Here is a 20,110-nt window from a genome sequence, read left to right as displayed (position 1 = left end):
TTTAGAGGAGGAATTTGTTTCATGTACAGACGCAAAGCACTCAGCCTTGTATCCACGATTTTATTGGCCGGTACCATCCTCATCCCCGCATCCATTTGGGCTCAATCACCAAGCTTTGATCCGAATCCATCCGTTCAGGATATCGGTCCGAAGCTTCGGTCTGAGTCGCTCGCCGATGTGAAAGCTGCTAATCGGTTAGAGTTGTCCGCCAGTGAAGCCGGAACAGCTCCGGGAACAGTAGGCCCGAAAGCTTTGACTTCATCCGATGTAGGTGTTGTGAAAAAATGGTTGACGAACAATGATTACACCGGCAGATATGCACTGACCACTTTCACCTTGAAAGCCGTAGGGACTTACGGCGAAGTCTGGGTAGCTAATGACCTTAATTATCCGGCTGGAGATCCGCGCAATTCGATGGTTACCATTACGGACGGACAGGTCCAATATTTGTTAAACGAATTCGATAATCGGATGTATCAAAAAGAAGTTGGTTTCTTTGGCCCTCCCAAGGAACGCAAAGGTGTGGACGGGTATAACGGATGGTATAAAGATGACAGCGGCCGTACAGTTATTCTAATTAATAACATTAAAGACCAGAGCTATTATAATTCCAACTACCCCAGCTACATTGCCGGTTATTTCTCTCCCACGGTCAGCGATTTTTCCGACCGCAACGTCATGACCATCGATTGTTTTGATTGGCTTAACCGCACGGGACCCAATGCGATTAAGCCTTATCTTTACGAAGGTGTCTTTGCCCACGAGTTTCAACATTTGCTGCACCGAGACACAGATTCCGGCGAAGAGAACTTCATCAACGAAGGTCTCTCCGACTTTGCCCAATATCTGGTCGGATACGGCCACTCTCAAACGCATGTCAATTTCTTCATGAATCATCTCCGCAATTCACTTACCCTTTGGGGAGATCAATCTGACTTGCAAATCCTCGGCGATTACGGCAACGCCTATTTGTTCCAATTGTACCTTTACGAAAAATACGGCGAAGCTTTTATCCAAGATGAGTTCAGAAGTCTAAAGCATGGAGTCGACAGCATTAACGCCTCATTAGCCAAGATAGGCGCCGACAAAACGTTCGATCAAGTGTATGCCGACTACATGACTGCTGTAGTGATTTATGGAAATATAAGGGAAAAAATACTTATAATTTTAATTTAATCGATCTTGCTGCGAACGTGGACGGCTCCGTCTTGGCCGACAACGTTGCTCCGGCATGGGGTACCGACTTTAAGGTCATACTACCTGACAAAAAAGTAGACCACCTTTATTTCAAGGGAATCGACTTCCTGGGTACGAAATGGACAACCGCTCAGGACCCTGTCCGCGGAACCGTTCTATGGGGGAATCTGGGCAATGAAGCCGATAATTTCTTGATTAAAGAGCTTGATCTAACGAAGCTGACCGCCGCGTCTCTCTCCTTCGATACGAAATATAACATCGAGGAACAGTGGGACTTTGGTATCGTTCAAGTGTCCACAGACAGCGGTAAAACTTGGACCTCGCTTGCAAACGGAGACACCCGCAGCGATATCGTTGCTTCGGGTTATCCGAAGATTAAGCAGAATCTCCCGGGCTTCACAGGCAATTCCAACGGATGGAAGACAGAGTCGTTTGATCTAACCAAATATGCCGGACAAAAAGTGCTGCTCGGCTTCCGTTATATGACGGACTGGGGCTACAACGAAGCGGGCTGGTATTTGTCAAACTTGAAAATAAACGGCAGTATCATCGATCCAATGAACTCCACTACTGGTTTCATGAGCCTTGAGCAAGCCACTCGTGAATACGTCAATTACCAGGTCCAGTTTATCGGATACAAGAAAGGCCAAGAGAAGAGCAAAGACAATCAACTGAACGTGATTCGCTTCCCTGATCTGCTCAACATGTCGGACCAAGATCAAATCGACCTGCGCGATATGCTCCACAGTTCGGAGTATGAGCGTATCGTAATGATGACCACTTATGCCGCGCCGGAAGGTAAGAACGGCAGTGTCACTTATGAGTACAACGTGGTAATGAAATCAAATAAAGAAAATAAAGAAGATAAAGTAAAATAATTCATCCAAGAAAACAGGCATGCTGCCACTGCAGCATGCCTGTCTTTTTTTCATCATATGCTCAGCAATTTAGCGACAAATTGTTGATTGAATATTTTCGACAATTCATCCATTACAGTTAGATAGACAAGTCCATTGCCTTCAAATTTTGGGGAATTCCCTAGTGGCACTGTTCTTTTTATTAATTGAGCATAGAGCTCACGCTCCGTGAGCTTTCGCTCGAAGCTTGTATTGACGAGCACTTTTATCAGAGCCATGGCTCCTGCAACATGTGGAGTAGCCATGGAGGTTCCACTCAATGTGGCATATTTTCCATTTAAGTAGGTTGATAAAATCTTCTCGCCAGGAGCCACTAGGTCTACTTCGTTATTTGAATTTGAAAAATTTGAAGAGTGTCTCTCCAAATCAACTGCGCCTACGCTTATCACTTCATTATAACAACCCGGATAATCAAACTCATCTGTAGTATCAACGCCATCCCCTTCATTGCCTGCCGCACAGATCACAAGAATGTTTTGAGAAACAGCTTTTTGAATGGCTTTATGTAGCTCAGGATGATCTGCAGGACCGCCAAGTGACATGGAGATAATATCAGCTTTTTGTTCGATTGCATACTTAATCCCATTAATAATCCAATCGTATTGACCGGAACCATTTCTATCAAGAACCTTGATAATGAGCAGATTTGCCTCCGGGGCTACACCTACAACACCATTATTATTTTGTGTTGCAGCGATCGTCCCAGCCACATGAGTGCCATGGCCATTGTAATCCTGATATACATCCGTCTTTCCTTCATCATCGTTCGTGAAATTTCTTCCGCCGACAATTCGATCTTTTAAGTCAGGGTGCGTAAGATCGCAGCCAGTATCCAATATGGCCACTGTGATGCCCTTTCCTTTGGTTTGATTCCAGATTTTTGGGGCCTGAATCATTTCCACTCCTTTGGGAACTTCGTTGACCTTTTCAGCCAGTTCATGCACGAGAAACGGAATTACATGTACATTTCGTTCCATTTTTTATTCCCTCCTATTTATGATTAAATAAATAAATTGAAGCCAAACTGCGAATGTTATAATTTGGTAGTTGATTGCACTGTTATTTCTATGCTATTATTCGGGGAGAACATTTTTTAACGCATAGTTGTACTTTGCGAAAAAAAACAAGAGTGCTACCAACACTCCTGTTTTTTAGATACATTGGCTTTTTGGGACCTCCTGAGCTATTAGTTCATAAATGCCTACCTGATCGTTTAGCGGCGAAAGGTAGGTTTCTTTATGTCATTGTGTTTTTATGATGACTAACGCGATGAATGTCAACAATGCCAACAGGAAACTCCCAAATTGCAGAATCAACTTTATCACATCATCTGGTTTCACCTGTACCTACTCCTTTCTTTCGAATGGGAGGTCCGGTTTGCCAAGTATCTAACATGTAGAATCAAACGATTTTTGGACAGAAAAAGCCTACCCTAATTTGGTAGCTGGCTGGCATAGTTTCCCTTAGCCCCTGTAGCTTTGCGTCGCCGCCTTTTAGCGGTTTTGCCATTATCTTGGGTAGACTTCTATTTACTGTAAACCTATTATATGCCTAAACATTAAATAATAAAATAGGGAAATAGACTCATAATGGATTGTAATCGTATACAAACTAATTGTCGAATTGAACTCATCTCGACCGCAAGAGCCGAATAAGTTACAATGAGATTAACTAAAATGCTTAAGGGGAACATTTATGAGGTATATCAGCACACGGGGACAAGTATCCCCCATAGGGTTTACTGACGCCATTCTAATGGGACTGGCCGACGACGGCGGCTTGCTTGTCCCGGAGCACATTCCACAAGTATCGGACGCGACTTTGAAGCAATGGCAGCGACTTACTTATCCGGAACTCGCTCTAGAGGTTTTCTCCTTATATATGAACGATGAAATTCCGCGAGAGGATCTGAAGAAGCTGGTCGACGACAGTTACTCGACATTTCGCCATGAAGATGTGACACCTTTGCGCCGGCTCGACGATGGTCGATATGTGTTAGAGCTGTTTCACGGCCCGACCTTTGCCTTCAAGGACATCGCTCTGCAATTCCTAGGCAATCTCTATTCCTACGTATCCCGCAAAACCAATTCCATTATCCACATCCTTGGAGCAACATCAGGCGACACAGGAGCCTCGGCGATTGAGGGTGTTCGCGGCAAAGAGGGAATCCGGATATGTATCTTGCATCCTCACCAGAAGGTGAGCAAGGTGCAGGAGCTTCAGATGACCACGGTCGATGATGTCAACGTGCTTAACCTTGCTGTAGAAGGCACCTTCGATGACTGCCAGCGAATCATCAAGGAATTATTCGCTGACGTCAGTTTCAAGCATCAGTACCACCTGCGTGCCATCAATTCAATCAACATTGCCAGGATTCTTGCACAGACTGTTTACTACTTTTATGCCTACTTCCAGATTGCGAATGCAGGGCACAAGATTAACTTCAGCATACCTACGGGGAACTTCGGAGATATATTTGCCGGCTACCTGGCTCAAAGAATGGGACTTCCCATCCATAAACTGATTTTGGCAACGAACGAGAACAACATCTTGGCGCGCTTTGTGAATGAAGGCGTGTATCAACCAGGCAATTTCCGAGGCACCTACAGTCCATCTATGGACATTCAAGTAGCAAGCAACTTTGAGCGTTATTTGTTTTACCTGTATGGAGAGGACGCCGACACCATCACCTCTCTCATGACTCAATTCAAAGCTGAAGGGCGCATCGTCATCACCGAAGACGCATTGAAGCAAGTGCAAGCCGATTTCTCGGCATATAGTGTGAAGAACGAAGATTGCCTAAACACAATAAGCGAATATTATGAGAAATACGATTATCTGCTGGATCCGCACACCGCCTGCGGCGCGGCAGCCTCCGACAAGCTCGCGGAGTCGGATGAAGTCACGGTTGTGCTGGCCACCGCCCACCCGGCGAAGTTCGACGAAGCCATTCGACTGCTCAAGATCAGTCAATCCTACCCCCGCCAAATCGAAGAATTGTTCGATAAGCTTCAAATTCAAACCGTTGTCAGCGGGATCAGCGAAGAGATAAAGGAACAGTTAGTGAAGTTTTTTTAAATGCAAATAAAAGCCATCCTGTCACTGCCGGATTGGCTTTTTATTTACCATGGAATTATATCCCAATTACTTTATAAGATAAAGTATGATTTAATGAACACATATTGTTAATTGAAACTTTAAAGAAAAAGGAGCTCATCATTATGAATATAGCCTCTTTTCTATACCCTAAAAGCGAGGTTGCCTTTATCACATCGTCTGCTTCCATGCGAGAAGCGTTAGAACAGTTAGAAGATCACTATTACACCGCTCTTCCGATTATTGACAGCGAAGGGAAATATGTAGGTACATTGTCGGAAGGCGACCTGTTATGGAAATTAAAAAATACCCCAGGAATTGATTTTGATAACTTGGACCAAGTGCCGGTAAGCGAAATCGAGAAGCATATTCACAATGAGTCCGTTTCGATTAATGCCCAAATGGAAGATATGCTTGCTCTGGCAGCCGATCAAAATTTTGTTCCGGTTGTAGATGACGAGCATATTTTCATAGGAATTATTCGTCGAAAAGACATTATTGAATATTATATGAGAAACATAACCGATTGAACCCGCTTAGGTGAACTGCCCATCCCGAAGAGATAGTCGAAATGCTTTTACGGTTATGCCATCGTCAGCAGGTTGAAAGTCGTATTCAGGCAAACGTTCAAAACCGATCTTTTCATACAGATGGATGGCGTCTTTCATAAACTCACCGGTATGTAAACCGATCCAGAGAAAGCCATTATTTTTTGCACGATGAATGCACTCTGAAATAAGGGCTGATGCCACACCCTTTCCCCGAGATTCCGGAGAAACTGCGAGCATCCGTATCTCAGGATAATCCATTTCTTCAACATATCCTTCATATGCATCTGTATGAGGAGGAAATAAAACAACACTGCCCACAATATTTCCATTTATTTCAGCAACAAAGAGTTCAACGTCTGGCCCTGTATCTACCTCTGAAGATATGGCCTGTTCTAACGCTTTCCAATGATCGCTAGAAATCATTTTGGCGTGCTCGCGATAGGCGTTTACTCTTTGTTCCCGAATAAAATCCAGCTCATTCTTGGCTGCTTCACGTATTATCATTTCTTCTCGACTCCTTTTTTTTCGTTATTTTCCCGCATGAATAAGAAACTTTTCTTCGTGATTGCTTAATTTATACCGATTTTGCTGTGAGTCCCATACCGATAAATCAGGGCCTTTAGGCAAGATGTTTACTTCTTGTTTATCGGGCGAGATTGTGATGGAAAGGTGATAGTGCCTTTTTATCGCGTCAAAATCAGTCGTTTCACCAAAACCCGTTGTTTGATATAAGTCACGAGCATAGCCCCATAAATGGTCGAATTCACGAATCAGGTTTCGGTTTGTCCTGAATGCAGTATAATAGGCAGCGTCAAATCGAGCTAATGTCGTATAGAGTCTGACATCCGAGTCCGTAATAAAATCTCCAAACAAGAAACGCTGCTTGGACAAACACTCCTCCAATTGATCCAATCTTGCAAATAACATGTCATAAGCTTGCTCATAAGCATCTTGGGAATGAGCAAAACCACACTTATAGACACCATTATTAACCTCATGGAAGATGATCTCGTTTAATGCATCTATTTCATCGCGCAAATGCTCAGGGTATAAATCCGGGGCATTTCTCTTATGGAAAGGAGCCCAGACGGTTTCAAAATAATTTGTCAGTTTAAAATAGTCGTTATTAACGGCTTGATCTTTCGTGATATCCACCATAACAGGAACCGTTGGTCTGCCGGAATAATTGGGATCTGTTTTCAAATAGATTTCACTGAGATATCGAATCCCCAAAATGGGATCCATGCCTTCCTTGTCTAAAGAAAATTCCCAATCGACATGCTGCAGCCTCGGACGCATCGGACTAACCGTTCCCAAACTAATCGCATCCTCGAGTCCAAGAACCTTTCGAACAATAACAGATCGATGGGCCCATGGACAGGCTGCAGACCATACAAGACGATATCGTCCTGCTTCCACTGGAAGTTCACCTGGTTGATTTCCAAAAGGTGTTGTAAATCTATTTCTTTGGCGGTTAAAGGAGCCGTCTTTATTGAGTTCGGTTACCGTTTTGCTTTGTTGCTCACTTGGAGCCATAATCGTCATCCTTCCTGAGTTGACAGCGTAGTAAAGATTAATCTTATTTTATCTTATAACTGGCTTTTCCACTATATTTCCGTTTGACGGATCGGTCCATGTGGACCATGCTTACTTTTCATTTACTTACTAAATAATATTTCAGCTCTTACGAAAGACTATGTAATCAGCTATACTTTGTCCAGAACCATTAAACAGGTTACCCCATCACTTAGGAGGAAATGAATCATGAGAACAATAAAACTTGGAACCAGCACACTAGAGGTGCCGGTCGTCGCAGTCGGCTGTATGCGTATTAACTCGCTGGACAAAACCGGGGCTGAGCAATTTATCCAAGCTGCGCTGGAAGAAGGTGCGAATTTCTTCGACCATGCGGATATATACGGCGGCGGAGCCTGTGAGGAAATATTCGCGGATGCCATCCAAATGAATTCGAATAATCGTGAAAAGCTCATCCTGCAATCCAAATGCGGCATTCGGAAGGGTATGTTCGACTTTTCCAAGGAGCATATTTTAGAGTCGGTAGATGGCATCTTGAAGCGGCTGAAAACCGAGTATCTGGACATTCTGCTTCTGCACCGTCCGGACACCTTGATTGAACCTGAAGAGGTGGCGGAAGCTTTCGATATTCTTGAAAGCTCGGGAAAAGTGCGGCATTTCGGCGTTTCCAATCAAACTCCAATGCAGATCCAGCTGCTGAAGAAGTCGGTGAAGCAGACGATAGTTGCAAACCAACTACAATTAAGCATCACCAACGCCACCATGATCTCTCATGGATTTAATGTGAATATGGAAAATGAGGCCGCTGTGAGCCGGGACGAAAGCGTACTTGATTTTTGCAGACTGAACGATATCACCATTCAGCCTTGGTCGCCTTTCCAATACGGATTCTTTGAGGGCGTATTCCTCGGAAATGACAAGTTCCCGGAATTGAACAAGAAGATTGATGAAATCGCGGAGAAATATGAAGTGAGCAACACGACTATCGCTATTGCATGGCTGTTGCGCCATCCTGCACAAATGCAGCCCGTCACCGGTACGATGAATATCAAACGGATACAGGATTGCTGTAAGGCTAGCGACATTTATCTGACGCGCGAAGAATGGTATGGCATCTATCGTGCGGCAGGCAATGTGCTCCCTTAAACGTTCGAGAGCTGTCTAACAAGTTAATAGTAGTTGAGACAAGAGCTGCCATATCCTTGGCAGCTCTTGTGTCATGACCCAACTGCTTATGTCCAATATATTGTAATCATTGCTAACCATTTACCTCATATTTTACCTCTGAATAATTATGAATCATTAATTGTTCCTGTATAACATCCCCAGTTCGTTTATCAATGACTCTTCTCCATATCTCGTTTTCTCTAAAGTGCTTTCCTTCTATATGATGAAATTGATGGTTTCTTTCTTCCAAATGGTATGTATAGGCTAACTCGTTATTACAATGTACGATTCCTTTTAGATGTTGGTCTGTTAACCAAACATGAAATTGAAACTTATGATTAGTGGGGTTAAAGAAACGTAAATCAATATAATTAAAAAATACACTTGCGCCACTGCCAAAAGGTAAGACTCTTTGTTCATCTGGAAAAGGGTCAAAACTGTGATGATGTCTTTCCGTAATTTCTAAGGGTGTATGTAAGGCAAGCCAAAAAAGTAAATTAGCTAATTGACATAACCCTCCCCCTATTCCTGTTTTCACTTCACCTTGAGACAACAACAATCCGTCAATATAACCTTTGCTTGCTTTAGGCTTCCCAATTAAGTGCCAAAAGGAAAATGTTTCACCTGGGTTTAGTATAATTCCGTCAATGGATTTAAGAGCAAATCTTAAATTTGTAATTTTATTTTCTTGTAACAAAGGATCAGATGATCCTAATTTTCTTCTTAAAAGAGATTGATGCCTTTTTATTGCATAAGAAAATGTTTCAGATGCTCTTTTATTTGCAAAATTCTCAAAAAAATTTTGAATCGTTCTGAATATTTGAAGCTGTAGAACTCTAAGTTTATAAACCATGGGTAATTTCATCAGAGCCTGTTTTATGATTGTCCACCTCCTATTATATATAATGCAGTCTACAGTATTGATAAAACAATACATAAAGTGAAGAGGCCTTTGTTCCATTTAATCCTGCAACTAGTATAACTAACTGCTGTGGTCTAGCAGATAGAGATTTTTTTAAACAAATCTACTCTTCATATTACTAAGGAGTCCGGTTGTCTCGTATTTGGTAATTAGAACTCATTAACTTAACATATTCGTTCCTTTAAAGTTCAAGTTCCCATGTCCCAAAGTTAACCTGCCGGTTACTTCAATGAAAAAAAGGAGCTTGCCGAAATAGCAAGCTCCTTCAATATGTTACTTCCGGACGTATGAATATAAACGTTTAGTCCCGAGCTGAGAACCGCCACAGCAAGCTTTGAAAATCTCTATGAGGCGGCCACAAATTGATCCCCGCATTCATCAGCTCGTCACCGCCATACACGTCGCCAGTCGCTTCGAGAACGTAGTCCCGATTCGGATCGAGCCCCTTAAGCCGCAGGTGGCAAAGCGGCTGATGCGCTATCGCCAGCACGCGGAACCAGGCAACGACCGCCTCGCCTTTGTCGCCGGCAACGACCATCCACGCCGTCTCGTTACCTTCGAATGGGCTCAATAGACGGTATTGATCGCCGAATTGGATGAGTTTCCGCAAGCTCTTATACTCGGCGACCTGCCCTTTAACGATCGCTTTCTCTTCCTCCGTAAACTTCGTAAGATCAAGCTCGTAGCCAAAGTTGCCGGACATCGCCACATGGCCGCGCATTTCCAGCGACGTCGTGCGATGCACCTGATGGTTCGGAACAGCTGATACATGCGCTCCCATCGTCGTGATCGGGTACACGATACTCGTTCCGTACTGAATCTTCAAGCGTTCCACCGCGTCTGTATCGTCGCTCGTCCAAATCTGCGGCATATAATAGAGCATCCCCGGGTCGAATCGGCCGCCGCCGCCGGAGCAGCTCTCGAACAGCACATGCGGGAACTCGCCGGTAATTCGTTCCAGCAGCTCATACAGGCCAAGCATGTAACGGTGCGCCGTCTCCCTCTGTCGTTCAGCGGGCAGCGCAGCCGAGCCGACCTCTGTCATATTGCGGTTCATATCCCATTTCACATAGGTAATCGGAGCACTTCGCAGAATGTCCGTAATCATCTTATAAACAGCCTCGCGCACGTCAGAACGCGAATAATCGAGAATGAGCTGCTTTCGCCCCTCCGTTCGCCGGCGATTGGGCACGTGCAAGCACCAGTCCGGATTCGCCCGGTAAAGATCGCTGTTTGGGGAAACCATCTCAGGCTCGAACCAGAGACCGAACTGCATGTCGAAGCTTCGTATCCGCTGGACCAAATCCTCGAGCCCGTTCGGCAGCTTGTTGCGGTCGACGAACCAATCACCGAGCGAGCGATCGTCATTATCGCGCTTACCGAACCAGCCGTCGTCGAGCACGAACAGCTCGATCCCGAGCTCCTTGCCGGCGCGGGCAATGCTCTCGATCTTGTCAGCGTTGAAGTCGAAGTAGGTCGCTTCCCAGTTGTTGACAAGAATAGGGCGCGGCTCGTCGCGATACAGCCCGCGGCACAGCCGCTTTCGGTACAGCGAATGGAACTTGCGGGACATGCCGCCTATGCCCTCCGCCGAATGCACCATTACCGCTTCCGGCGTCTGGAACGATTCGCCCGGCTCCAGCAGCCAGCTGAAGTCGAACGGATTAAGCCCGATCGAGAGCCTGCTTGTGTGGAATTGATCGCTTTCCGCATGAGCCGCAAAGTTGCCGCTATACACGAGATTGATCCCGTATACTTCACCGCAGTCCTCGTCCGCACCGGGCGAGAGCAGCGCAAGGAACGGGTTCTGATGATGCGAGGAACTGCCTCGCGAACTGCCGATCGAATACATCCCGGACGTGAGCGGACGGCGCTCGATCCAGCGCTCGCGCGACCATGAGCCGTACAGATTCAGGACCTCAAAACTGCGATGCGGGAAATCGACGCTTGCGCTAAGAGCGCGCAGCAGTCGCAGCGGCTGTCCGCCCTCGTTCTCGAAGCGGACCGATCGGGTGATGGCGTCATAATCCCGGAATGCCGTATAGATCAGGATGACCTTCAGTCCGGCCGTCTCGTCGGCAAGCTCGATTTCCAGCGTATCGGCTTCATCTTCCGATTCCGTATATGTCCCAGGGAGTCCTTCGAGCCGAGGTTTTCCTGCGTAGATCCGGTGCGTGCGATACAGCAGCTCAGTTACAGTAGAACCGTTCGCCAACTGCACCTGATACGCTGGATGACGGAAATCGCTCGTTCCGTAGGCTGGGTATTCTTGAGGCAGCGTATCGAACGAAATCGAACGATCCTCCGGAAACGGATTGGGCGAGAATGAAGCCCGCTCCATCGTTTGGAACAGCTTGTCCAGAGCGGTTCCTCGGACTTTGCTGCCCCAATACAGATGTGTGAGTACGCCGGTTTTGATGATTTGCATCGCGTAGCTCGTCCCGGTCGACTGCAGATGAAACGTCCTCGAGCTTGAGTTGTAATGAATGGGCACTTGAAGTCAGCCTCCTAACGAATCTGAAATTTTACCCATTTATTGTAACCGATTAGCCAAACTTTCGTGAATGGACAGAAGTATGCTTCACATGGACAGATGTAGCTTTCCGAAAATTGGGATCGGGAAATTATGCGGTTAGACTTTTTCAAATCCATAATCCCGTTCTACTTTACAAACTCTTGTTTTGTAAGCGAGATACCACTCAGAAATACCTTGTCTTTGGGCGACTAAATGTCGTTCGTTTTGTTTCCATTGTTGTATAGCTTCGAGAGACTCCCAATAGGAAACAGTAATACCTAATCCTTCTCTAGCACTTTCTACGCCGAGAAATCCAGGTTGGACGGATGCAAGCTTCTCCATTTCATCTGCCATTTCCGCATATTGGTTATCCCCAGCTGTTCGTTCAGATGTAAAAATCACTGCATAATAAGGTGGTTGTGGTGTATTAGCAATTTCACTCATGACCTTACCTCCGTTTTTTGATTATGACTATAATCAATATTAGTGCATGAGTATACTGATGTATATGCTAATCCGGGTGATTTTCCGACTTTTTTCCAACTGTATATAGAGTCGTCACACCTTCATAGTTCAGCATCATATCCATTCCGTTGGCCGCTATGATCGAGATTATGGCAATGAAGCATCCAAAGTCCAGGATTGTCGGCCGCGAAGGCAATAACATTTTGAGTTAATCTGCTCATCTCATAAATAGGCATACTTCCCACGGGCTATCTTTGTCGCTTCAACCATATTACGCAAAGAAGCCACAGTTTCTTCGAATCCACGTGTTTTAAGTCCGCAGTCGGGATTGATCCAGAATAGCTTCGGGTCCAGCACACGCAAGGCTCGTTCGATCATACTGGTCATTTCCTCTATTTGCGGAATACGCGGACTGTGGATATCGTATACGCCTAAACCGATGCCCAGTTTGTATGTGTTTAACTCGAAGCTATGAATCAGTTCTCCATGACTGCGAGATGTTTCGATCGAGATCACATCCGCATCCATCTCCTCGATCGAATCGATCATGTCGTGGAACTCGCAATAGCACATATGCGTGTGAATTTGCGTAATATCCAGCACCGTGCTGGTGACCATGCGGAACGCTTTGACCGCCCATTCCAGGTACTTCGCTTGCTCATCCTCCTTGAGAGGCAGTCCTTCGCGAATCGCAGGCTCATCAACCTGTATCATGCTAATACCAGCCTGCTCAAGCGCCTCTACCTCTTGTCTCAGCGCAAAAGCCAGTTGATAGGCGATTTGTTCGCGCGTGATGTCCTCACGAACGAACGACCAATTCATGATCGTAATCGGGCCGGTCAGCATCCCTTTAACGGGGCGTTCGGTCCGAGACTGGGCATACTTGGTTTCTTCGACGGTCATCGCGCCTTTGAACGCTACGTCCCCAAAAATAATCGGCGGTTTGACGCAGCGAGAACCGTATGACTGCACCCATCCATTCTGCGTGAATGCGAAGCCCGCGAGCTTCTCGCCAAAGAACTCGACCATGTCGGTTCGCTCGAATTCGCCGTGTACGAGAACATCCAGTCCGATCTCCTCCTGGAGCTTGATCCAGATATCGATCTGTTCCCGGATGAAGCTCGTATATTGCTCATCGTTCCATTCGCCCTTGCGCCACAGCTGACGGGCCCTACGCACCTCTGCGGATTGCGGAAAGCTGCCGATGGTCGTTGTCGGAAAGATCGGCAATTGCCATTTCTTCTGTTGAACTAGATATCGTTCAGAAAATGGAAGACTGCGCTCTTGATGCTGGCTGCTTATGGCGGTAACGGTATGTTGAATATCTTTACGGTTGCGCTCATAAGATAACTTAATTTTCTGACAAGCACGGTCGTATTCTTCCAATTCTTCCTTGATTCCGGCTGAGCTTTGAGAGACTGCTTTTGCCAGGAGTACAAGCTCGTCCAGCTTCTCATCCGCAAATGCGAGAGCGTCCTTCAGTTCGGTTATGAGCTTCGTCTCCTGCTTTATCGTTACCGGAACATGAAGCAAGCTGCACGATGACTGTACGATTAGTCGCTCAACTGATACGTGTTCGGTTAGGTCTTGCAGCAGCGCCAGTTTTACAAGAAGTGACGACTTCCAGACGCCTCGGCCGTCGATGACTCCTGCACCTAATACCTTGTCCGCCGGAAAACCTAGTGCTTTAATCGACGATATATTACCGGAGGAACCATGCACGAAATCAAGCCCTATTCCTTTGACGGGCAAAGCGACGATGTCGCTGTAGTGCTCTACCGATTCAAAGTAGCTTTGCAGCATGATATTCAGGTTTGGCACTGACTCGGCAAACGTCTCATAGATTGTCTTCAATCGCTGCAAATCAGCAGCGCTTAACTTCGTTACCAGAATCGGTTCGTCCATCTGTACCCATTGAACCCCTTCTCTCTCGAGTTCCTGAAGGATCTGCACATAGAGAGGAAGTAATCGGCCGAGCCAGGCGTCGGTGTCCGATAGATTATACCCTTTCGAAAGCTTCAGGAAGGTCAATGGCCCGACGATAACTGGCCTTCCTTCTATACCAAGCTTCTCACTAGCTTCCCGATAAGCCATAAGGGGTTTATTCTCGGTAAGCACTGGCGATGCCCCATCCAGTTCAGGAACAATATAGTGGTAGTTGGTGTTAAACCACTTGGTCATTTCGCTTGCCGTAGCATCCTTCGTCCCGCGGGCCATACCATAATAGACAGATAACGGAACGACACCGCCTTCAAAAGAAAAGCGTTTCGGAATAATGCCGAACATTGTGGCTGTATCAAGCACATGGTCGTAATAGCTGAAATCGTTGACCGCGATGATGTCGATACCCTTCTCCTGCTGCTTACGCAAATGATTCAAACGGATCTCCTCCAGCTGACGGTGAAACTCCGCCTCCTCGAGCTTGCCTGACCAGAACGCCTCAAGCAGCTTCTTCCATTCTCGATCCGCACCAATACGCGGATATCCCAACACACCGCTTTTCACCATCTTTTGTAAACTCCTCTACTTGTGTTTACAATTAAGATAGCACGCTCGGCTTGATATAGTGTAACTGATATAAACTATATCTAGTCATAGCCTATGGCTATATCAAAGCTTTTATTGGGATACAGCCTGCTTAAGCGATTGTATATATGCCGCCCCGAGCTTGGATAGTGAAGCATCTCGATAGGAAATCCAACCTACATTGATCGTTTCTTCACAATCTAATGGCACGGGAATAATTTCATTTCCATTTAAATCTGCGCTTAACACACCTGTCGATATGGTATAACCGTTCAGTCCGATCAGTAAATTGAAGAGTGTCGCCCGATCATGAACACGAATGCTTTTCTTATGCGACATCGTGCTGAGAATCTCTTCTGAAAAATGAAAGGAGTTATACTCCCCCTGATCAAAGGACAGATACGGATATTGCTGAAGTTGGTCAATGGTCACGATGGATTGCTTGGCCAGCGGGTTCTTAATACTGATAAAAATATGCGGTTTAGCAATAAATAAACTATTGAATTGCAAATTAGCGGCTTTGAGCAGCTTGTTGATGACTTTCCCATTAAACTCATTTAGATATAAAATTCCGATCTCGCTGCGTAAACTTTTGACATCCTCGATAATTTCATAGGTTTTTGTCTCGCGCAAAGCTAACTCATATTCGTCTTGGCCATACTCCCGGACCAAGCTCACAAATGCATTCACGGCGAAAGCGTAATGCTGAGTGGAAACCGAAAAATGCTGCGGGGAAGGCTTGGCATTGAGATACCGGCTTTCCAATAATTCCGCTTGCTCGACTACCTGCCGCGCGTATCTTAAGAATTCAACACCCTCCTTGGAAAGCGAAATCCCTTTATTGGATCTTTCAAAAATCACTATCTGAAGGTCCTCTTCCAAATCCCTAATCGCATTTGAAAGGCTGGGCTGAGAAATAAATAGCCTCTTGGCAGCCTCATTAATGGAACCCCTGTTCACAACCTCAATTACGTACTTTAATTGTTGTAGTGTCAATGAATTTCTCCCTTTCTAAAATTACGATAGATTCTCCGGCAGCAGGATTCTTTTGAATCTTCTTCATTTCATTATACATCTTTAATAATTTCATTATCTGCATCACAAAATAAGACTTGCAGCTTACGTTACGTAATGGTTTATATTATTTATACCGGTAAATTCAGCGCATGAAAAAGGGGATGATAATGAAACGTGAGTGGAAAGTCGGAGAACTGGCGAAATTAGCTGGGTTAACGGTTCGAACATTGCGATATTACGATCAAATCGGCTTGTATTCACCATCGGGTTATTCCGATTCCGGACATAGGCTCTATACCGAATCAGACATTTCACGCTTGCAACAGCTTCTGTCATTGAAGGAGTTGGGCTTATCACTGGATGAGATTAAATCTGTTCTAGTCGGTAATCAATATAGCATGTTCGACATTGTATCCCTTCAGATCGCTCGTCTTAAAGAAAATATAAGCGTTCAACAGAAGCTATTACTGGAATTAGAGCATGTCTCAAATCTTATGCTCAGGAAAGAACCTTTGACCATTGAAGATTTCACCAAATTATTGGGAACTATGCAAATGAGTCATGAAAAATATTTCGCCGAGCGGAAGGCTAACTGGGATCTACATCTCGACCGGTTAGGCGATTATCTCGATGAATACCCTGAAGATCCAACCTGAAGGAGGAATAACCATGAATGAACATTCCGTAAAACACTCTACCTTCGTTATCGAGCGTAATTATGAGGCAAAGCCCGCGAAGGTATTCGCCGCCTGGGCAGACCCGGTGGCCAAGGCCCGGTGGTTCCCGAAAGCCGACAAGTTCGACTTCCGGGTCGGCGGTCGAGAAATCAATCGCGGCGGTCCTCCGGGCGGCCAAGTATATACCTTCGACGCATGCTATCAAGAGATTGTGCCAGACCGGCGGATCGTCTACTCTTACATCCTGGACCAGGATGAGACGCGGATATCGGTCTCCGTGACAACAGTGGAATTCAAGTCCACGGGCGCTGGCACACAGTTGATCTATACCGAGCAGGGCGCCTTCCTCGACGGTCATGATACGCCAGAACAGCGCGAGCATGGGACGAAGGCTATGTTGGACAAGCTGGGCGATGAGCTGAAGCACCAATGACGAAGGTTGTGACTGGATCTGCGAAGCAGATTTAAACACAATGGGTACCAAAAGAGGAGCTGCCGCAAAGCAAGCTCCTCTTTTTGGTACCCATTACTCATCCATGCGGTTCTTACTTAACTTTATCAACAAACTCTGTTGTAAATGTTTGATCTAATTTAATATTAGCATCTTTCAACTTTGGATTAATGGCAGTCAATACTTCCAATACCTTGGGTGGAGCATCAGCGGGCATCTTCCCATCTTTCGTGAACATGGGCAAGGTGCTTTTAAGTGCAGTTAAATACATGTCTTTATCGCCTGCATAATATTCTTTCGGGAGCTTATCGGCAATTTCTTCCGGAGTATGACTGCTCATCCAATTCAAACAGTGCACAAATGCATTCGCTAAATGCTGCACAACATCCGGATGATCTTTTACATAGGCGTTTGCCATATAAAGAGAAGTTGCCGGGTAATTACCGCCCAAGGCTTGTTTCGTTCCCTCCACAGTATTCATATCGACAAGGACCGATGCTATATCTTTGGATATCAGCAGTGAAACTGTTGGCTCTGTGGTGACCGCCAGATCAATTTTCCCTTGCTGCATCGCTGCAATCAACGTTTGACCTGCACCTACAGGAACCGGCGTATAATCTTTGCCTGTATTGCCACCCTTGGTCACCAAATAATTAGCCAAGAAATTCGTCGATGAACCAAGTCCGGTAACGCCTATCGTATGGCCTTTCAAATCAGCCAAGGTTTTAATTTTGTCTTTTAGTTTATTGGAAACCATAAGACGTTCTCCCGGGATCCCTGCCATTTGTACGACGGATTCCAAAGCTTTACCTTTGGACTGTATATCAATGGTGTGGTCATAAAAACCGCCTACACCTTGAATTTCTCCCGCAATCAATGCCTCTTCAGCCGATTGCCCCGCAGCTTCGTTGATCAATTCTATGTTAAGCCCTTCATCTTTAAAAAAACCAAGACTTTCCGTTAATCTAAACGGCAAGTAAATCACTTTTTCCAAACCCCCGACCATGATGGTAACCTTTGGCATCGGTGCTGCCGAAGCTTTGACGGTCTCTGCGGGTTTAGCCGTTTCTGCAGGTTTAACTGTGTCCGCCGGCTTGGTGCTTGAGCTGTTTGCTTGAGGTGTTGACGCGCCGCATCCTGTAACAACCATAGCCAGAACAGCCGCACTAGAGAGGCCCAACATGAATCTTTTGCTTGTTTTCATTGACGTATACCCCTTCTCAAATTAATTTTATTATTTATTGGCGAACATTGCGCCAAGCAATAAACTTTTTTTCCAGCTTTCCGACCAGCCAGTTCGCAATCAATGCTGTAATCGACAGTAAAACCATGCCGGCAAACACTCCCGCTGTATCAAAAGCTCCTTGAGCTTGCGAGATCAAAAAGCCAAGCCCTTTGGTAGCACCGATAAACTCCCCGACAACAGCTCCTACAAGCGCAAAACCAAAGCTGGAATGCAAGCTTGATAAAATCCATGTCAATGCCGATGGAATGATCACATGTCGGGCAAGCTGCCTGTTGTTAGCCCCGAGCAGCCTGGCGTTATTAACAAGATTCTTATCCACCTCACGTACACCCTGAAAGGCATTGAAAAAAACAATGAAGAAAGTCAATGTTACCCCTAAAGCGACTTTTGAAGTCATGCCGAGACCAAGCCACAAAATGAAGATTGGAGCAAGAACGACACGTGGAAGCGCATTCAACATTTGGATATAAGGACCCAGAACTACGGATAAAATCTCATTCCTCCCCAAGAGATATCCGGCGACAACTCCCAATACTACGCCTATAATAAAGGCGAGAATTGTTTCCTCAAAAGTAACCACGAAATGAATATATAAGGGGCCTTGGCTAGTTCCTTCCGTAAACCATTCCACGATATGCCTGATAATTGCGGATGGGCTGGAGAAAAAAAACTTATCTATAATTTTGAAATCAGACAATAGTTCCCACGAGCCGAAAACAACGATTGCAATGAGAATTTGCAAACTAAGATATAAGGTTCTTTTTTTAATCGCCTTGTTTCTCAGTGCTTTTTTTCGGGAAATAATCTCGGCTTGTGAATTATTAGTGGTTGCGGATAGCGTGTTCATAGCTGATTAACACCTCATCTCTCAAGTCATTCCAGATTTGTTCATGCAGCCTCATAAAGGCGGGGTCAAAGCGAATTTCAGCAACATTTCGAGGGCGGGGCAGATCTATTCGATAATCGCCTTTTATCGTGGCAGCCGGTCCTGCGCTAAGTACTACAACCCTATCACTGAGGGCAATCGCTTCCTCTAAGTCATGAGTGATAAAGAATACAGAGGCTGATGTTTCCTCCCATATTTTCAAGAGCTCATTTTCCATCAAATGCCGGGTATGCACATCGAGCGCTGAGAAGGATTCATCCATCAGCAGTATTTGAGGTTGCACGATCAGTGTTTGAGCGAGAGCAACACGCTTCTTCATGCCTCCTGATAACTGATGCGGATAATGGCCCTCGAATCCTTTTAGTCCCACAGTCTCAATCCAAACGCGAGCTTGATCATAAGCCTCTGCCTTCTCTGTTCCTCGGAGTCGCAGTCCTAAGGAAACATTATCGATGACAGTTTTCCAAGGGAATACGTTTTCAGTTTGGAAAACACAAGCAGCAAATTTATTGATTCCTTTAAGCGTTTCATTGTGGATTATTACATTCCCTTTAGTCGTTGGCTCGAATCCGGCTATTAAATTCAAGGTTGTCGATTTCCCACTGCCCGTTGGTCCGACAATCGTAACAAACTCCCCTTTGGCTACAGTTAAATTAATATCTCGAAGAACGGTATGAACTTCTCCAGATGGTTTTAAGAATTCCTTCCATACCCCTTGCAATTCAATCATGGGCTTCTGCGCTGCTTTTGCTTCGTAATAAACCGGCTTCGTATCCGTATTCATCTCTCTTTGCCTCCCGTCTTCTAAGTCAATTGACAACGTTTACAAAACTGAGTATAGTCGGTTTTATAAATTGCCGATACAATGTGCCGAAAAGTTCAATATTGACATTTTTATCAATTTTCCCAATAAATCCAACGGGCCAAAAAAGAGGTGATTT

At 45.3% G+C, this 20,110-nt stretch carries 20 protein-coding genes and 1 riboswitch; of the genes, 7 read left to right on the top strand and 13 right to left on the bottom strand.

Going from position 1 to position 20,110, the window contains the following annotated elements:
- Positions 1–21: 21 nt before the first annotated feature.
- The gene (locus tag BLV33_RS20215; protein WP_090795818.1) at positions 22–1,176 is read left to right on the top strand and encodes a hypothetical protein; all 1,155 of its coding nucleotides are present in this window, start codon (positions 22–24) and stop codon (positions 1,174–1,176) included.
- Positions 1,177–1,208: 32 nt separating this feature from the next.
- Positions 1,209–2,075: a choice-of-anchor J domain-containing protein gene (locus BLV33_RS20210; RefSeq protein ID WP_171909219.1), complete on the top strand. Its 867-nt coding sequence runs from the start codon at positions 1,209–1,211 to the stop codon at positions 2,073–2,075.
- 53 nt (positions 2,076–2,128) lie between these two features.
- Here BLV33_RS20210 and BLV33_RS20205 read toward each other — a convergent pair whose 3' ends face one another.
- Both BLV33_RS20205 and BLV33_RS30860 read right to left on the bottom strand, forming a co-directional pair.
- A complete protein-coding gene (locus BLV33_RS20205; RefSeq protein ID WP_090795809.1) occupies positions 2,129–3,091 on the bottom strand; it encodes a S8 family peptidase in 963 nt (320 codons plus the stop codon).
- A 264-nt stretch (positions 3,092–3,355) separates the two neighbouring features.
- Positions 3,356–3,439: a putative holin-like toxin gene (locus BLV33_RS30860; RefSeq protein ID WP_366414858.1), complete on the bottom strand. Its 84-nt coding sequence runs from the start codon at positions 3,437–3,439 to the stop codon at positions 3,356–3,358.
- A gap of 111 nt (positions 3,440–3,550) precedes the next feature.
- A riboswitch (cyclic di-GMP riboswitch) is annotated at positions 3,551–3,631 on the bottom strand.
- 178 nt (positions 3,632–3,809) lie between these two features.
- On the opposite strand from BLV33_RS30860, the gene thrC reads away from it, so the two are divergent.
- Complete coding sequence (thrC, locus tag BLV33_RS20200; protein ID WP_090795804.1) at positions 3,810–5,192, top strand: threonine synthase; 1,383 nt, start codon at positions 3,810–3,812, stop codon at positions 5,190–5,192.
- Positions 5,193–5,335: 143 nt separating this feature from the next.
- On the top strand, positions 5,336–5,740 hold the full coding sequence (locus BLV33_RS20195) for a CBS domain-containing protein (protein WP_090795800.1): 405 nt from the start codon (positions 5,336–5,338) through the stop codon (positions 5,738–5,740).
- A 6-nt stretch (positions 5,741–5,746) separates the two neighbouring features.
- Here the strand turns inward: BLV33_RS20195 and BLV33_RS20190 are convergent, their stop codons facing one another.
- Positions 5,747–6,265 carry a GNAT family N-acetyltransferase gene (locus BLV33_RS20190; protein ID WP_090795795.1) on the bottom strand — a complete coding sequence of 173 codons (519 nt, stop codon included), beginning with the start codon at positions 6,263–6,265 and terminating at the stop codon, positions 5,747–5,749.
- Between the two features lie 24 nt (positions 6,266–6,289).
- Positions 6,290–7,297, bottom strand: coding sequence for a glutathione S-transferase family protein (locus tag BLV33_RS20185; RefSeq protein ID WP_216234802.1), 1,008 nt, complete (start codon positions 7,295–7,297; stop codon positions 6,290–6,292).
- A gap of 228 nt (positions 7,298–7,525) precedes the next feature.
- Here BLV33_RS20185 and BLV33_RS20180 point away from each other — a divergent pair, with 228 nt between their 5' ends.
- Positions 7,526–8,443, top strand: coding sequence for an aldo/keto reductase (locus BLV33_RS20180; protein ID WP_090795787.1), 918 nt, complete (start codon positions 7,526–7,528; stop codon positions 8,441–8,443).
- A gap of 112 nt (positions 8,444–8,555) precedes the next feature.
- On the opposite strand, the gene BLV33_RS20175 is transcribed toward BLV33_RS20180, so the two are convergent.
- From BLV33_RS20175 to BLV33_RS20150, 6 genes are all read right to left on the bottom strand, one after another.
- Complete coding sequence (locus BLV33_RS20175; RefSeq protein WP_171909218.1) at positions 8,556–9,329, bottom strand: VanW family protein; 774 nt, start codon at positions 9,327–9,329, stop codon at positions 8,556–8,558.
- 358 nt (positions 9,330–9,687) lie between these two features.
- Positions 9,688–11,880 (bottom strand): alpha-galactosidase, encoded by a 2,193-nt coding sequence (locus BLV33_RS20170; RefSeq protein ID WP_171909217.1) that lies wholly within the window; start codon positions 11,878–11,880, stop codon positions 9,688–9,690.
- A gap of 138 nt (positions 11,881–12,018) precedes the next feature.
- Positions 12,019–12,345: an antibiotic biosynthesis monooxygenase family protein gene (locus BLV33_RS20165; protein WP_090795784.1), complete on the bottom strand. Its 327-nt coding sequence runs from the start codon at positions 12,343–12,345 to the stop codon at positions 12,019–12,021.
- A gap of 122 nt (positions 12,346–12,467) precedes the next feature.
- A complete protein-coding gene (locus BLV33_RS30190) occupies positions 12,468–12,587 on the bottom strand; it encodes a multicopper oxidase domain-containing protein (RefSeq protein ID WP_253187122.1) in 120 nt (39 codons plus the stop codon).
- Position 12,588: 1 nt separating this feature from the next.
- Positions 12,589–14,874, bottom strand: coding sequence for a 5-methyltetrahydropteroyltriglutamate--homocysteine S-methyltransferase (gene metE / locus BLV33_RS20155; protein WP_090795781.1), 2,286 nt, complete (start codon positions 14,872–14,874; stop codon positions 12,589–12,591).
- 111 nt (positions 14,875–14,985) lie between these two features.
- Complete coding sequence (locus BLV33_RS20150) at positions 14,986–15,888, bottom strand: LysR family transcriptional regulator (protein ID WP_090795777.1); 903 nt, start codon at positions 15,886–15,888, stop codon at positions 14,986–14,988.
- Between the two features lie 188 nt (positions 15,889–16,076).
- Between BLV33_RS20150 and BLV33_RS20145 the strand changes: the two genes are divergently transcribed.
- A complete protein-coding gene (locus BLV33_RS20145) occupies positions 16,077–16,565 on the top strand; it encodes a MerR family transcriptional regulator (RefSeq protein WP_090795774.1) in 489 nt (162 codons plus the stop codon).
- A gap of 13 nt (positions 16,566–16,578) precedes the next feature.
- Positions 16,579–17,019 carry an SRPBCC family protein gene (locus tag BLV33_RS20140; RefSeq protein ID WP_090795771.1) on the top strand — a complete coding sequence of 147 codons (441 nt, stop codon included), beginning with the start codon at positions 16,579–16,581 and terminating at the stop codon, positions 17,017–17,019.
- Positions 17,020–17,131: 112 nt separating this feature from the next.
- Here the strand turns inward: BLV33_RS20140 and BLV33_RS20135 are convergent, their stop codons facing one another.
- From BLV33_RS20135 to BLV33_RS20125, 3 genes are read right to left on the bottom strand one after another with little or no spacing between them, the layout of a single operon-like run.
- Positions 17,132–18,241, bottom strand: coding sequence for an ABC transporter substrate-binding protein (locus BLV33_RS20135; protein ID WP_216234801.1), 1,110 nt, complete (start codon positions 18,239–18,241; stop codon positions 17,132–17,134).
- A gap of 34 nt (positions 18,242–18,275) precedes the next feature.
- A complete protein-coding gene (locus BLV33_RS20130) occupies positions 18,276–19,130 on the bottom strand; it encodes an ABC transporter permease (protein WP_090795766.1) in 855 nt (284 codons plus the stop codon).
- Positions 19,105–19,953, bottom strand: a complete 849-nt coding sequence (locus BLV33_RS20125; protein ID WP_171909216.1) for an ABC transporter ATP-binding protein — start codon at positions 19,951–19,953, stop codon at positions 19,105–19,107. The genes BLV33_RS20130 and BLV33_RS20125 overlap by 26 nt, the downstream gene beginning before the upstream one ends.
- Positions 19,954–20,110: the final 157 nt, after the last annotated feature.

It is taken from the genome of Paenibacillus sp. GP183 (assembly GCF_900104695.1).
Lineage (GTDB): Bacteria > Bacillota > Bacilli > Paenibacillales > NBRC-103111 > Paenibacillus_AI.
This window is presented reverse-complemented; position numbering and strand designations above follow the sequence as displayed.

What these genes read in the sequence shown, in the direction of transcription:
- BLV33_RS20125 (WP_171909216.1), bottom strand. Translation starts at nt 19,953, where the DNA reads ATGAATACGGATACGAAGCCGGTTTATTACGAAGCAAAAGCAGCGCAG.
- BLV33_RS20165 (WP_090795784.1), bottom strand. Translation starts at nt 12,345, where the DNA reads ATGAGTGAAATTGCTAATACACCACAACCACCTTATTATGCAGTGATT.
- BLV33_RS20195 (WP_090795800.1), top strand. Translation starts at nt 5,336, where the DNA reads ATGAATATAGCCTCTTTTCTATACCCTAAAAGCGAGGTTGCCTTTATC.
- BLV33_RS20175 (WP_171909218.1), bottom strand. Translation starts at nt 9,329, where the DNA reads ATGAAATTACCCATGGTTTATAAACTTAGAGTTCTACAGCTTCAAATA.
- BLV33_RS20215 (WP_090795818.1), top strand. Translation starts at nt 22, where the DNA reads ATGTACAGACGCAAAGCACTCAGCCTTGTATCCACGATTTTATTGGCC.
- BLV33_RS20140 (WP_090795771.1), top strand. Translation starts at nt 16,579, where the DNA reads ATGAATGAACATTCCGTAAAACACTCTACCTTCGTTATCGAGCGTAAT.
- BLV33_RS20145 (WP_090795774.1), top strand. Translation starts at nt 16,077, where the DNA reads ATGAAACGTGAGTGGAAAGTCGGAGAACTGGCGAAATTAGCTGGGTTA.
- thrC (WP_090795804.1), top strand. Translation starts at nt 3,810, where the DNA reads ATGAGGTATATCAGCACACGGGGACAAGTATCCCCCATAGGGTTTACT.
- BLV33_RS20135 (WP_216234801.1), bottom strand. Translation starts at nt 18,241, where the DNA reads ATGAAAACAAGCAAAAGATTCATGTTGGGCCTCTCTAGTGCGGCTGTT.
- BLV33_RS20130 (WP_090795766.1), bottom strand. Translation starts at nt 19,130, where the DNA reads ATGAACACGCTATCCGCAACCACTAATAATTCACAAGCCGAGATTATT.
- BLV33_RS30190 (WP_253187122.1), bottom strand. Translation starts at nt 12,587, where the DNA reads ATGAGCAGATTAACTCAAAATGTTATTGCCTTCGCGGCCGACAATCCT.
- metE (WP_090795781.1), bottom strand. Translation starts at nt 14,874, where the DNA reads ATGGTGAAAAGCGGTGTGTTGGGATATCCGCGTATTGGTGCGGATCGA.
- BLV33_RS20190 (WP_090795795.1), bottom strand. Translation starts at nt 6,265, where the DNA reads ATGATAATACGTGAAGCAGCCAAGAATGAGCTGGATTTTATTCGGGAA.
- BLV33_RS20185 (WP_216234802.1), bottom strand. Translation starts at nt 7,297, where the DNA reads ATGGCTCCAAGTGAGCAACAAAGCAAAACGGTAACCGAACTCAATAAA.
- BLV33_RS20205 (WP_090795809.1), bottom strand. Translation starts at nt 3,091, where the DNA reads ATGGAACGAAATGTACATGTAATTCCGTTTCTCGTGCATGAACTGGCT.
- BLV33_RS20180 (WP_090795787.1), top strand. Translation starts at nt 7,526, where the DNA reads ATGAGAACAATAAAACTTGGAACCAGCACACTAGAGGTGCCGGTCGTC.